This is a genomic window from Mesorhizobium sp. B1-1-8, assembly GCF_006442795.2.
GTDB lineage: Bacteria > Pseudomonadota > Alphaproteobacteria > Rhizobiales > Rhizobiaceae > Mesorhizobium.
Genome location: NZ_CP083956.1, coordinates 1105325 through 1117351, shown reverse-complemented (window position 1 = coordinate 1117351; position 12027 = coordinate 1105325). Strand labels below are relative to the sequence as shown.

Sequence of the window (12027 nt, the reverse complement as noted above, 5' to 3'; positions counted from 1 at the left end):
GGGCAGCCACCCAATTCCGACAGTCCGCATGACATTCCAATGCATTCGAAAGCTCGTCCTTCCTGTTTTCACGGCCGGCGTTTTGTCTTCCTGCGTCATCCCCGATGACACTTCGCGCGTCGCCAAGGTGGATGCAACGACGGCAGCGGCGCGCAAGGAGATGGTCGGTCTCAGCGAGGCCGACGTTCGCATGTGCGCCGGCTTTCCGACCGCTACGGCCGATGTGGGACCTTCCGGCCAGATCTGGACCTATCAGCGCACGGTGCAGCGGGGCAATCTCAGCATTGCAATGCCGACAATGGCCGTGGGCGCGATCCCCGCGGTTGGGGGATCCGTCAACGTCGCGCCCGGCGGCTATTGCAATACACAGATCCGCATGGTCGGCGGCCATGTCGCGGAAGTTGCCTATGCCGGCGATAACAATATGCCGAACAGCGTCGATGCGCTCTGCGTCAGCACGGTCGATGCCTGCGTGGCCTATGCGCGCCAGCGTAGCCGCAAAGCGACGGCCGTCTCCAGGTGAGCGAGGTCAGCCGAAGCCAGGGGGGAGCCCATTTTTGCCGGCCGTTGGAAGCCCGTGAACAATGATCTGCGGTCTCATGCGCCGCCTGTTTCGCGGGGATGGTGCGGAGAATTCAGGCCTGAAGGGCGGGCTTTGAGCATGCCGGCAGAAAACATGATCTGACGCTCGTATGTGCGGCGGAAAATCAAAGTGATCACCGGCCGCCCCAAATCGCCCCCAATCCGGGGGTTCTTCCGACCTAACCTGGAGACGATGGAGAGGTCGATGAAATTGTCAGTTCTTGCGCTTGCCGGGGCCATGCTGGCTCCGACGTTTGCGGTGCAGGCGGCACCAATGATCGCTGTGCCGGACAGAGACAGTCTGGTTCAAGAGGCGCATGTCACATGCGCCTATCTGACCGAGGACGGCTATTGCGTGCGACCGCACAAGAAGCACGCGTACTGGAAGCCCAAGCATCACTATCGGCAAATCTACCGCACCTATGAGCCGCAACCGGACGAATATTACTGGCGCTATCAGCGTCCGCGGCCGGTTATCCGGGTCATTCCCAACTATCCGCCGCAGGATGAAGACAATTGGGATGATTGGGACGATTGAGGCTCTCTGAGGCCGAAAGCCGCCCCCTGTGTTTTGCGGGCGCCGCTTGCAGGCCTCGCGGGCTGTAACCGATCATCGGTTGCGGATGCTTGACCGGACAGCCGTCCACGTATCCGCAATCCGTGGTTTCTCGCCTACCAGCCGAACAGCAAGGCTGCTCCACTCTGCCCGTCGCCGGCCTGCGCGACGTTGGCGTCGGTGTTTCTGCCGAACTGAAAAATGCCGTAGGAATTGTCGTTGCCGTCCTGCCGCAAGGTAGCGGAATGTCCGCTGCCTTCCTGTCGAATTATGCCGAGATTGCCGGTCCCGTCCTGACCTATGCCGGCACGGTTGTTTCGCCCGCGCTGACGGATATGGGCGCCGCTGCGCAGCCCGTTGTAGGCCGAATAGGCGCGCAGGCCGAGATCCAGCGCTTGCGCATCGCGGGCCGTCCGGGGCGAGTAGTAAAACCCGATCGAACCGCCCGCCTCTGCCGGAGCGGCAACAAGGGGCAGACCGATTGCGGCGGCGAGCGTGGCGGCTTGGATGAGCTTTGTGATCTGACGGTTCATGTTTACGTCTCCTGGCGGTTTCGACCGTTGATGAGGAACAGTCGCATAGCGAAGCTGAACCCAGGCGGAAGGGTGCGTTCAGGAGCGGTTCAAGCCGGAGCGGTTCGGCCTTCCAGGGCGAGGTGGGAATCGCGAAGGGCTCCGGTTGCCCGGAGCCCTTCCTTCGATCGGCCGACCGAGAGAGCCGGCGCTCAGGTCGCGCCGGCCACCTGCTTGACGCAGCTGACGCTCGTCCCGCCTGCGGTCACTTTCAGCTCGACGTCGTAGGAAGCGCCATTCCCCCCGACGCTCATCCGGCCGAGCGATGCGGGATTGCCCGGATGGGCTTCGAAGGCGCCGCCCTGCCGAATGTTGGCCGAACCGGACGTGCCACCTCCGGAGACGCTGACCGTATAGGTGCCGCTGATGCTCCTGTCGGCATAAACCAGAGGCTCCAGCAGGATGGCGTCGCCCTGAATCGTATCTCGTATCTCGCATCGCAGCGGCCCGGAGGTCGAGCCGTCCTTGCCGGCAGTCGCGCCGGCTGCGCCACCGGCGATCACAGCCAGGAGCGCGGCCGATACCACTGCTGTTCGCTTGTCCGGTCTGGTCATGGGTCATCTCCTCACTATTTGAGAACGGTGGCCGGCATCACCGTTGCCGGCCGCTCCATCTTCTTATTTGAGCATGATCTCTTTCCGAACCGGAGCCTTCGGTCGGGATCATGCTCTGGTTCAGGGGCAGTCCTGGACGAAGGCGGCGACGTTGCCGCTGCCGCCCTGGCTGACGTCGGCATTGCACCCGTGACCGACCTGGACGCCGGCGGCGATGTTGCCGTTGCCGTCCTGGGTCAGGATCGCAGTGTGGTTCGAGCCGAACTGGGCAATGCCCGCGGCGTTCCGGCTGCCGTACTGATAGGTCGCGCCGTAGTTGTTGACGCCCTGCTGCCCGATCACCGACCGGTTGCGATGACCATATTGCTGGCCGATCGCGGTGTTGAAGCGGCCATCCTGATAGACGCGTATGCGGTTACGGTAGCCATGCTGGGCGCCGCCGGCGGAATTGCGCCAGCCATATTGTTCGATGTTGACGTCATTGGCCATGGCGGGCGCGACGGCGGTAAAGCCGACGACGGCGGCAAAGGCAGCGGCGATGACTGACGTGTGGGTCATGGGACTTCTCCTTCGATGCGGCGGGGACCGCGGGTTGAACGGCCCCTTTGTAGGAGGGTGGCCCGGAACGGAGGCTGAAGACTTCATTCAGCGAAAATTCATGACAGTTGCGGTTGGACGCTTCAGGGCCCGAGCAACCACGCATCCAATCCGGCGAGGTCACAATTCACGACGTCTCGCCGCCGAGGCGTTTTGACCTGAGAGGTGGCGCTGCCGGCGCACCGAACCTCACGCGTCGGAAACAAAAAGTGGTTTTCGAGCCGATCTGAAATTCAGAGGTTGTTCGGTTGGCTCAGGGGTTTGCGGCGGCGTGCAGGGCCAGCACCGCAGCGGCTCGCAACATCCGTTGGTGGAGCTGAGGGGGATCGAACCCCTGACCTCATCATTGCGAACGATGCGCTCTCCCAGCTGAGCTACAGCCCCGTCCAGCGGATGGCGCATTTATCGGGCGCGGCCGTTTCGTGTCAAGGCGAAAGGGTTCGCCGAAAGCCTGGGTTGGCGCTCGCCGGAAAGCCGGGCCTTGCCGGCTCCGCAAGCAATGGCTACATGTCGGCGACAATTTGGAGACCGGCATGATCGCCCTCATTCAAACCATCGTCATGGCGCTTGACCTCTATTGGTGGGTCATCATCGCTTCGGCGATCTTTTCCTGGCTCTATGCCTTCAACGTCGTCAATTCGCGCAACCAGTTCGTCGGCACGATCGGCAATATGCTCTACCGGCTGACCGAGCCGGCGCTCAGGCCGATCCGCCGCTTCATGCCCGATCTCGGCGGCATCGACATCTCGCCGATCATTCTTCTGCTGATCATTTTCTTCATCCGGCAGTTTCTGGTCACCACGGTTTGGTCGTGGGTCGCCTGAGGCTGGCCTGATCGATGCGCGTGCCGTTTCGCCTGCTCGACGACGGCATCGACCTTTACGTGCGGCTGACGCCGAAGGCGGCGCTGGACCGGATCGAGGGCGTCGAGACGACGGCGGCCGGGCGCAGCCATCTCAAGGCTCGCGTGCGCGCCGTGCCGGAGAACGGCGCGGCGAACGTGGCACTGGAGCGGATGGTGGCCAAGGCGCTGGGGGTGCCGGGGTCGGCTGTCGCGGTTATCGCCGGCGGGACGGCGAGATTGAAGACGCTGCGGATATTGGGTGACGCGGCCACGTTGGTGAACAGGCTTCAGGCGCTGAGTAAATAGCTCGAGCGGCGCGCCCCTCATCCGGCCGCTTCGCGGCCACCTTCTCCCCGGCGGGGAGAAGAGGTTTGTGCCGGCGCCGACCCGCTCCTCTCCCCTTGGGGAGAGGTCGGATTGCCCCGAATTGCCCTTCGCAATTCGGCTGGCAATCCGGGTGAGGGGGTATTGCCCTGTCCGGTCCGCCACTCAATCGCCCAGCGGCAGCCTTGGGTCGTCGACCTTCAGCGTGTTCACGCTCTGCTTGATGCGGCGCAGGTTCTCCAGAACCTTTGGCCCGCGCGCCTCCGCCACCGTGGTGGCGATCATGTCGACGATGGCAAGCAGCGCGTAGCGCGAGGAGGTCGGCTTGTAGATGTTGCCGTCCTCGACGGACTGCAAAAGGATGACCGTGTCGGCGACCTTGGCAAGAGCGGAGTCCGGCGCGGTGATGGCGACGGTGGCGGCGCCGTATTGCTGCGCGACCTCGACGGCCTCGATGACCGAGCGGGCATAGCCGGAGACGGAGAAGGCGACCAGCGTCGTCTCCGGCGTCGCGACGGCGGCGTACATGCGCTGCAGCTGGCCGTCGATCTGCGCTAGCGTCGATAGCCCCAGCCGGAACAGCCGGTTCTGCATCTCGGTCGCCATCATCGAGGAAATGCCGCCCGAGCCGATGCACAGCACATTGCCGGAAGCGGCGATGCGGGCAGCGACGTCCAGCAGCACGCTCATGTCGAGGTTTTCGCTGGCGCGCCGGATGGCCGCGACCGCCGCCTCGGTGATGGCGGACGCGATGCGCTGCTCGCGGGCGTCGCGGCTCAGCGGCTCCGGCGACAGGTACTGGCCGCCGATGGCGATCGCCTGCGCCAGATAGAATTTGAAGTCGCGCAGGCCTTCGCAGCCGAGGTTGCGGCAGAAGCGGGTGACGGTCGGCTCGCTGACGCCGACGCGAGCGGCAATCTCCGAGATTGCCGCCTTGGAGGCGAAATCGAGATCGGAGAGCACGAGGCTGGCCAGCCGGCGGTCCGACTTGGTGCCGTCCTGCGATATCAGCTGCAGGCGGGTGATGATGTCGGCCGGGCTCTTCATCGTCTCACAGCGGCAGGCCGGTCGCGGTGTCGAAAAGGTGGATGTTGCGCGGATCGACGGTCACCGGCAAACGGTCGCCCGGCTTCACCTGCAGCCGGTCGCGGAAGACGGCGCGCACGGTGTCGTCGCCGACTGAGCCATAGACATGGGTTTCCGAGCCGGTCGGCTCGACGACATCGACGTCGATGGCTAAAGCATCCTCGGCGGCGCCGATGACGAAATGCTCGGGGCGGATGCCGGCCTCGACCGTGTCGCTGCGCGCCGCCTTGCCGGGCAGCGGCAGGCGGCGGCCGCCCCTGGTCTCGAACCAGGATTTGCTGTCGGCGCTCTTCAGCGCGCCCGAGACAAAGCTCATCGACGGCGAGCCGATGAAGGAGGCGACGAATTTGTTGGCCGGCCTGTCGTAGAGCTCCAGCGGCTGGCCGACCTGCTGGATGCGGCCGCGGTCCATCACCACGATGCGGTCGGCCATGGTCATGGCCTCGATCTGGTCGTGGGTGACGTAGACGATGGTCGATTTCAGCCGCTGGTGCAGCGCCTTGATCTCGGTGCGCATCTGCACGCGCAATTGCGCGTCGAGATTGGACAGCGGCTCGTCGAACAGGAACACCGAGGGTTCGCGCACGATGGCGCGGCCCATGGCGACGCGCTGGCGCTGGCCGCCCGACAATTGCCTGGGGTAGCGGTCGAGATAGGAGAACAGGTTGAGGACGCCGGAGGCCTTCTTTACCTTGGCGTCGATCGCGGCGCGGCTCTCGCCGCGTATCTTCGGGCCGAAGCCGATATTGTCGGCTGCCTTCAGATGCGGAAACAGCGCATAGGACTGAAAGACCATGGCGATGTTGCGCCGCTGCGGCGGCAGGTCGTTGGCGCGCACGCCGCCGATGACAAGGTCGCCGGAGGTGATCGTCTCCAGGCCCGCCAGCATGCGCAGCAGGGTCGACTTGCCGCAGCCGGACGGGCCGACCAGCACGACGAACTCGCCGCTTTTGATGTCGAGGTTAATGTCCTCGAGGATGCTGTGATGGCCGAAGGATTTCGACAGGTTGCGAAACAGGACGTCGGTCATGGTCACGCTCCCAAAATGTCGTCGATGAAAGGCAGGTAGCCGGCTGTCAGCCCGGCGTCCACCGGCACCACCGCGCCTGTTATGCCGGATGCGCGGTCGGAGGCAAGGAAAGCCACCGCTTCGGCGACTTCCCGTGCATCGACGATGCGGCCGAGCGGATAGAGCCGCTGCAGCCGGCCGAGGATTTCGGGATCCTTGGCGAGGCGATGGTCCCAGGCGGCGGTGCGGATGGAGCCCGGGCAGACGACATTGGCGCGCAGGCCCGCGCGGCCAAGCTCGACGGCGATCGATTTGGCGTAGGCGTTGATGCCGGCCTTGGCGGCGGCATAGGCGGGATTGCCGAAATGCGAAATCGCGTTGACCGAGGAGATGAAAACGATGCTGCCCGAACCGCGCCCGGCCATAGCCTTGATGAGCGGGTCGGCAAACGTCATCACGCCGGTAAGGTTGAGGTCGAGCTCCTGCTCTATTGTGTCCGCCGTCAGCGCATCAAGCGTCTCGGCGCGCGTCCAGCCGGCATTGTTGATCAGGATGTCGGGGACGCCGTCCCTGTCGAGGATGGCAGCGATCGCTGCCTCGATCGAGGCGCGGTCTAGAAGATTGAAGACGTGACGCGATGCGACGGTGGGGCTGGCGAGTGCTTCGGCCGATTGATCGCAGCCGACCACGCGTGCGCCGCGTTCGGCCATCAGCTTCACGATCGTCGAGCCGAGGCCGCCGCCGGCGCCGGTGACGACAACGGTTTTGTCCTCGAATTCAGCCCTCGAAACCACTGCGAGCGCTCCTCCGCCTCGTCCCACCCACGCCCGCAGGCTACTCAATGAAATGTAATTAAGCAACGCCGACAAACCGCTTGCGCCGCGAAAAATCATCGATAATGTAGGAAAGTAACATAGTTCCTGCGGTTCAACGACGCAGGCGCCAATGCACATCATGGGAGGAATGAGATGAGCCTTGCGAAATGGACTGTCGGCCTTTTGGCTGGAATGAGCATGCTGGCGCTTACGGCGCCGGCCGATGCGGGCGAGGTGCGCGTCACCGTCGCCGAATACAGCGCCAAGACCGGTCCTTATTTCGAAGCGGTGAAGAAGGAATTCGAGGCAGCCAATCCAGGCATCACCATCAAATATGAAGTGGTGCCGTGGGACGTGCTGCTGCAGAAACTCACCACCGATATCACCGCCGGCACCAATGCCGATCTCTCGATCATCGGCACGCGCTGGCTGATCGACTTCGTCCAGCAGGACGTCGCCGAGCCGCTCGACAGCTACATCAAGCCCGAGTTCAAGGACCGCTTCATCGACACCTTCCTGCAGCCGTCGATCATGAACGGCCACACCTATGGCCTGCCGATCGCGGCTTCGGCGCGCGCCATGTACTACAACAAGGACCTGTTCGAGAAAGCCGGCATCGCCAAGCCGCCGGCGACCTGGACCGAGCTGCAGGAGGACGCCCGCAAGATCAAGGCGCTCGGCTCCGGCACGTTCGGCTTCGGCCTGCAGGGTAAGGAGATCGAGACCGACGTTTATTATTACTATGCGATGTGGTCCTTTGGCACCGAGATCCTCAACAAGGACGGCTCTTCGGGGCTTAGCACGCCGGGCGCGCTGGAAGCCGCCAAGCTCTACAAGTCGATGATCGACGAGGGGCTGACCGAGCCTGGCGTCACCTCGCTCAATCGCGAGGACGTGCAGAACCTGTTCAAGCAGGGCAAGGTCGGCATGATGATCACCGCGCCCTTCCTGTCCAACCAGATCAAGGAAGAGGCGCCGAGCCTGAAATACGGCGTCGCCGCGATTCCGGCCGGACCGACGGGTGCGCGCGGCACCTATGGCGTCACCGATTCCATCATCATGTTCAAGAATTCCAAGAACAAGGACGAGGCCTGGAAGCTGCTCGACTTCCTGTTCACCAAGGAACAGCGCGCCAAGTTCACGCAGGGCGAAGGCTTCCTGCCGGTGAACAAGGAAGAGGCGAAAATGGATTATTACGTCAACAATGCCGACCTCGCCGCCTTCACCGCGCTGCTGCCCGACGCCCGCTTCGCGCCGGTCATTCCGGGCTGGGAAGAGATCGCCCAGATCACCTCTGACGCCATGCAGAAGATCTATCTCGGCAGCGTCACGCCGGAAGCGGCCCTGAAGGAGGCGGCCGACAAGGCGAACGCCGTTCTGAAGAAGAAATAAGGGCGTATCTCCCTGCGCCCGTGGCGCGCTCCACCCCGTCGGAGCGCGCCACACCAGCCGCCCTCCTTCCTCTCCCTCCGGAGGGGGGAGAGGTGGCTCGGCGAAGCCGAGACGGAGTGGGGGAACCACCTGGCAACCGCCGCGAACGGACATACGAAGGGCACCAGGCGCAAGCATCGCCTCGCCTTGTGCCAAGGGTCGACCCCCACTCCGTCGAGCTTCGCTCGACACCTCTCCCCCGATCGACGGGGGAGAGGAAGGGCGCTCTTCCGCAACCGCCGAGCAGGACGGGCGCAAAGATGAGGAACAGCGCCGCCACTTGTAAGGAATCCTGAAGCGGTGTCCTGAGAAGAACGAGGCGGGGATCAAGCCAATCTGTTTAAGCCAGCGCCATCCACCCGCAACGCGGTACAAACCAGCCGATGCAAAATCGTTTCCTGCCTTATCTGCTGACGCTGCCCAGCCTGCTCTTCGCGGCAATCGTCATCTTCTGGCCGGTCTGGGACCTGATCCAGATCTCGACGCATGACGTGAATCGCTTTGGCCAGCTGCGCGACTTCAGCGGCCTGGCTAATTTCTGGGCGCTCGCCGCCGATCCTGACTTTGTCGCAGCGCTCTGGCGCACCGCGCTGTGGACCGTGCTGGTGGTCGGCGGCGCGCTGCTTCTATCGATCCCGGTGGCGCTCATCCTGAATACCGATTTCTACGGCCGCGGCGTTGCCCGCGTCATCATCATGCTGCCCTGGGCGGTGTCGCTGACCATGACCGCGGTGGTCTGGCGCTGGGCGCTCAACGGCGAAAGCGGCATGCTGAATTCGGCGCTGATGAGGCTCGGTATCATCAGCCAGAACATCCAGTGGCTGGCGAGCGCCGGGACGGCGTTTCCGATGCAGGTGCTGATCGGCATCCTGGTGACGGTGCCGTTCACCACGACGATCTTTCTCGGCGGCTTGTCCTCGATCCCCGACGATCTCTATGAGGCGGCGGCGCTCGAGGGCGCTACGCCGTTTCAGCAATTCCGCGAGATCACCTTTCCGCTCATAAAGCCGTTCATCAACATCGCCATCGTGCTCAACACCATCTACGTCTTCAATTCCTTCCCGATCATCTGGGTGATGACGCAGGGCGGGCCGGCGAATTCCACCGATATTCTGGTCACGCATCTCTACAAGCTCGCTTTCCGCATCGGCAAATTGGGCGAAGCCTCGGCGGTGTCGCTGGTTATGTTCGCCATATTGCTGGTCTTCACCATGATCTATGTGCGGCTCGCCATGCGGGAGCAGCGCGCATGAGGAATGGCAAGCTCAAACGCACGATTGTCGCCTGGCTGCTGCTGGCGCCGTTGATCGTGGTGACGATCTTCCCGTTCGCGGTGATGTTCCTCACCGCGGTCAAGCCACGGCCGGAAGTCCTGTCGCCGACCTGGTGGCCGAGCGAATTCCACTGGTCGAATTTTTCCGACATGTGGGTGGCGACGGGCTTCGGCCAGGCGCTTACCAATTCGCTCTATGTCTCGATTATCGCCACCGTGGGCGCCATCCTGATTTCGGTGCCGGCCGCCTACGCCATGTCGCGGTTTCGTTTTGCCGGCTATGGAGCCTTCCGACAGTTCCTGCTGATCTCGCAGATGATCTCGCCGATCGTGCTGGTGCTCGGCCTGTTCCGGCTGATGGCCGCCTGGGGGCTGGTCGAATCGACCACCGCGCTCGGCTTCATCTACATGGCCTTCAACGTCGCCTTCACGGTTTGGATGCTGCAGAGCTATTTCGACACCATCCCGCGCGACCTTGAGGAGGCTGCCTGGATGGAAGGCGCAGGGCGCTGGCTGACGCTGCGCAAAGTGTTCCTGCCGCTCTGCCTGCCGGCCATCGCGGTGACGGCGATCTTCACCTTCATCAACGCCTGGAATGAGTTCGTCGTGGCGCTCACCATGCTGCGCAGCCAGGAAAGCTACACGCTGCCGATCCAGGTTTTCTCACTGGTCGCCGGCCGCTACACGATCGAATGGCACCATGTCATGGCGGCCACGCTGCTCGCCACCCTGCCGGTGGCGATCCTCTTCACCTGGCTGCAGCGCTACCTCGTCCGCGGGCTGGCGCTCGGGGCCGTCAAGTAGCATCTACCGCACGGAGCGTTCATGCGCGTCTTCACCGCCTCGCTGGCGACCGAAACCAACACTTTTTCGCCGGTGCCGACCGACCGGGCCTCGTTCGACATGGCTTTCTATGCCGGGCCAGGCAGGCATCCGGAGACGCCGACGCTGTGCTCCTCGCCGATGGTGGCGTTGCGCCGGCGCGCGGCAGGCGAGGGGCTGACCGTCATCGAAGGCACGGCCACCTGGGCGGAGCCCGGCGGACTGGTGCAACGGCAGACCTATGAGGCGCTGCGCGACGAGATTCTCGATCAGCTCAAGGCCGCCCTGCCGGTCGATGCGGTAATTCTCGGCCTGCATGGCGCCATGGTGGCGCAAGGCTATGACGATTGCGAAGGCGACCTGCTGGAGCGCGTGCGGGACATCGTCGGGCCGACGGTGGTGATCGCATCCGAGTTCGATCCGCACAGCCATCTGACACCAAAGCGCGTCGCGGCGTGCGACATCATGGCCTACTTCCTCGAATTCCCGCACACCGATTTCTACGAGCGTGGCGAGCATGTCGTCGAGCTCGGGCTGGCGGCGGCGCGGGGCGAGATCAAGCCGGTGATTTCGACCTTCGACTGCCGCATGATCCAGGTTCTGCCGACCAGCCGCGAACCGATGCGCTCCTTCGTCGACCGCATCAAGGCGCTGCACGGCAAGGACGGGGTGCTGTCGGTCTCGGTCGTCCACGGCTTCATGGCCGCCGACGTGCCGGAAATGGGCACGCGCATGCTGGTCGTCACCGACAACGACAAGGCAAAGGGCGATGCGCTGGCGGAGAAATTGGGGCGAGAGCTTTATGCCATGCGCGAAAAGACGGCGATGACGATGCTGAACACGGCGGATGGCATCGAGCGTGCGCTTGCCGTGCGAGCCGAGCGCAAGGACAAGCCGGTTGTTATCGCGGATATCTGGGACAATCCAGGTGGCGGCGTTCCGGGTGACGGCACCATCGTGCTGCGCGAACTGCTGGCGCGCGGCGTCGACAGTGTCGGCGTGGCGACGATCTGGGATCCGGTCGCGGTGACCTTCTGCCATGCTGCCGGCGAGGGCGCCGTCATCGACCTGCGCTTCGGCGGCAAAGCCGGACCGCAGGCCGGCGAGCCGATCGACGCGCGCGTCACGGTGCTGAAGGCGGTCAGCGAAGGCTGGCAGAGTTTCGGGCCGAGCCGGGTGACGCTGGGGCCGGCTGCGGTCGTGCGTATCGACGGCACCGAGGTCGACGTCATCCTCAACACCAACCGCACGCAGACCTTCGAGCCGGACATCTTTTCCAACATCGGCATCGATCCGCTGTCGAAAGACATCCTGCTGGTCAAATCGACCAACCATTTCTACGCCGGCTTCGCGCCGATCGCCGCCGAGATCATCTATGTCGCGGCGCCGAGCTCGTATCCGAGCAACCCGGCGGTGACCAACTATACGAAATTGACGCGGCCGGTGTGGCCACGGGTGAAGGATCCGTGGAAGGATGCGGCTCCTCCTTCTCCCCTTGTGGGAGAAGGTGTCGCCGAAGGCGACGGATGAGGGGTGCTCCAGCGGAGTGAGACCTTGGCGTT

At 63.8% G+C, this 12027-nt stretch carries 14 protein-coding genes and 1 tRNA gene; 8 read left to right on the top strand and 7 right to left on the bottom strand.

What is annotated here, in order from left to right:
• The first annotated feature begins 28 nt into the window (after nucleotides 1-28).
• Nucleotides 29-523 (top strand): hypothetical protein, encoded by a 495-nt coding sequence (locus tag FJ974_RS05475; RefSeq protein ID WP_140538267.1) that lies wholly within the window; start codon nucleotides 29-31, stop codon nucleotides 521-523.
• Nucleotides 524-787: 264 nt separating this feature from the next.
• Complete coding sequence (locus tag FJ974_RS05470) at nucleotides 788-1120, top strand: hypothetical protein (RefSeq protein ID WP_140538268.1); 333 nt, start codon at nucleotides 788-790, stop codon at nucleotides 1118-1120.
• Between the two features lie 134 nt (nucleotides 1121-1254).
• On the opposite strand, the gene FJ974_RS05465 is transcribed toward FJ974_RS05470, so the two are convergent.
• From FJ974_RS05465 to FJ974_RS05450, 4 genes are all read right to left on the bottom strand, one after another.
• The gene (locus FJ974_RS05465) at nucleotides 1255-1671 is read right to left on the bottom strand and encodes a curlin (RefSeq protein WP_140538269.1); all 417 of its coding nucleotides are present in this window, start codon (nucleotides 1669-1671) and stop codon (nucleotides 1255-1257) included.
• A gap of 191 nt (nucleotides 1672-1862) precedes the next feature.
• Nucleotides 1863-2264, bottom strand: coding sequence for a curli-like amyloid fiber formation chaperone CsgH (csgH, locus tag FJ974_RS05460; protein ID WP_140538270.1), 402 nt, complete (start codon nucleotides 2262-2264; stop codon nucleotides 1863-1865).
• A gap of 120 nt (nucleotides 2265-2384) precedes the next feature.
• Nucleotides 2385-2822 (bottom strand): curlin, encoded by a 438-nt coding sequence (locus tag FJ974_RS05455; RefSeq protein ID WP_140538271.1) that lies wholly within the window; start codon nucleotides 2820-2822, stop codon nucleotides 2385-2387.
• A gap of 347 nt (nucleotides 2823-3169) precedes the next feature.
• Nucleotides 3170-3245, bottom strand: a tRNA-Ala gene (locus FJ974_RS05450).
• 149 nt (nucleotides 3246-3394) lie between these two features.
• Between FJ974_RS05450 and FJ974_RS05445 the strand changes: the two genes are divergently transcribed.
• Together FJ974_RS05445 and FJ974_RS05440 are read left to right on the top strand one after the other, a co-directional pair.
• Nucleotides 3395-3685 carry a YggT family protein gene (locus FJ974_RS05445; RefSeq protein ID WP_140538272.1) on the top strand — a complete coding sequence of 97 codons (291 nt, stop codon included), beginning with the start codon at nucleotides 3395-3397 and terminating at the stop codon, nucleotides 3683-3685.
• A gap of 14 nt (nucleotides 3686-3699) precedes the next feature.
• Nucleotides 3700-4011, top strand: a complete 312-nt coding sequence (locus FJ974_RS05440) for a DUF167 family protein (RefSeq protein ID WP_140538273.1) — start codon at nucleotides 3700-3702, stop codon at nucleotides 4009-4011.
• A 183-nt stretch (nucleotides 4012-4194) separates the two neighbouring features.
• Here FJ974_RS05440 and FJ974_RS05435 read toward each other — a convergent pair whose 3' ends face one another.
• Genes FJ974_RS05435 through FJ974_RS05425 form a run of 3 tightly spaced genes read right to left on the bottom strand, consistent with a single transcriptional unit; the run spans nucleotide 4195 to nucleotide 6918 of the window.
• Complete coding sequence (locus tag FJ974_RS05435; protein WP_140538274.1) at nucleotides 4195-5076, bottom strand: MurR/RpiR family transcriptional regulator; 882 nt, start codon at nucleotides 5074-5076, stop codon at nucleotides 4195-4197.
• Nucleotides 5077-5080: 4 nt separating this feature from the next.
• Complete coding sequence (locus FJ974_RS05430) at nucleotides 5081-6145, bottom strand: ABC transporter ATP-binding protein (RefSeq protein ID WP_140538275.1); 1065 nt, start codon at nucleotides 6143-6145, stop codon at nucleotides 5081-5083.
• A gap of 2 nt (nucleotides 6146-6147) precedes the next feature.
• Nucleotides 6148-6918 carry an SDR family NAD(P)-dependent oxidoreductase gene (locus tag FJ974_RS05425; protein WP_226891490.1) on the bottom strand — a complete coding sequence of 257 codons (771 nt, stop codon included), beginning with the start codon at nucleotides 6916-6918 and terminating at the stop codon, nucleotides 6148-6150.
• Between the two features lie 174 nt (nucleotides 6919-7092).
• Here FJ974_RS05425 and FJ974_RS05420 point away from each other — a divergent pair, with 174 nt between their 5' ends.
• The 4 genes from FJ974_RS05420 to FJ974_RS05405 all read left to right on the top strand — a co-directional run bounded on the left by FJ974_RS05420 (nucleotide 7093) and on the right by FJ974_RS05405 (nucleotide 11995).
• The gene (locus tag FJ974_RS05420; protein ID WP_140538277.1) at nucleotides 7093-8331 is read left to right on the top strand and encodes an ABC transporter substrate-binding protein; all 1239 of its coding nucleotides are present in this window, start codon (nucleotides 7093-7095) and stop codon (nucleotides 8329-8331) included.
• 422 nt (nucleotides 8332-8753) lie between these two features.
• Complete coding sequence (locus tag FJ974_RS05415; protein WP_140538278.1) at nucleotides 8754-9623, top strand: carbohydrate ABC transporter permease; 870 nt, start codon at nucleotides 8754-8756, stop codon at nucleotides 9621-9623.
• Nucleotides 9620-10447 (top strand): carbohydrate ABC transporter permease, encoded by an 828-nt coding sequence (locus FJ974_RS05410; protein ID WP_140538279.1) that lies wholly within the window; start codon nucleotides 9620-9622, stop codon nucleotides 10445-10447. The genes FJ974_RS05415 and FJ974_RS05410 overlap by 4 nt, the downstream gene beginning before the upstream one ends.
• 21 nt (nucleotides 10448-10468) lie before the next feature.
• A complete protein-coding gene (locus FJ974_RS05405) occupies nucleotides 10469-11995 on the top strand; it encodes a M81 family metallopeptidase (protein WP_140538280.1) in 1527 nt (508 codons plus the stop codon).
• The last annotated feature ends 32 nt before the right edge of the window (nucleotides 11996-12027 follow it).

Coding starts and splice junctions, on each gene's coding strand:
- FJ974_RS05410 (WP_140538279.1), top strand. CDS start 9,620: ATGAGGAATGGCAAGCTCAAACGCACGATTGTCGCCTGGCTGCTGCTG.
- FJ974_RS05475 (WP_140538267.1), top strand. CDS start 29: ATGACATTCCAATGCATTCGAAAGCTCGTCCTTCCTGTTTTCACGGCC.
- FJ974_RS05465 (WP_140538269.1), bottom strand. CDS start 1,671: ATGAACCGTCAGATCACAAAGCTCATCCAAGCCGCCACGCTCGCCGCC.
- FJ974_RS05405 (WP_140538280.1), top strand. CDS start 10,469: ATGCGCGTCTTCACCGCCTCGCTGGCGACCGAAACCAACACTTTTTCG.
- csgH (WP_140538270.1), bottom strand. CDS start 2,264: ATGACCAGACCGGACAAGCGAACAGCAGTGGTATCGGCCGCGCTCCTG.
- FJ974_RS05430 (WP_140538275.1), bottom strand. CDS start 6,145: ATGACCGACGTCCTGTTTCGCAACCTGTCGAAATCCTTCGGCCATCAC.
- FJ974_RS05415 (WP_140538278.1), top strand. CDS start 8,754: ATGCAAAATCGTTTCCTGCCTTATCTGCTGACGCTGCCCAGCCTGCTC.
- FJ974_RS05440 (WP_140538273.1), top strand. CDS start 3,700: ATGCGCGTGCCGTTTCGCCTGCTCGACGACGGCATCGACCTTTACGTG.
- FJ974_RS05445 (WP_140538272.1), top strand. CDS start 3,395: ATGATCGCCCTCATTCAAACCATCGTCATGGCGCTTGACCTCTATTGG.
- FJ974_RS05470 (WP_140538268.1), top strand. CDS start 788: ATGAAATTGTCAGTTCTTGCGCTTGCCGGGGCCATGCTGGCTCCGACG.
- FJ974_RS05420 (WP_140538277.1), top strand. CDS start 7,093: ATGAGCCTTGCGAAATGGACTGTCGGCCTTTTGGCTGGAATGAGCATG.
- FJ974_RS05435 (WP_140538274.1), bottom strand. CDS start 5,076: ATGAAGAGCCCGGCCGACATCATCACCCGCCTGCAGCTGATATCGCAG.
- FJ974_RS05455 (WP_140538271.1), bottom strand. CDS start 2,822: ATGACCCACACGTCAGTCATCGCCGCTGCCTTTGCCGCCGTCGTCGGC.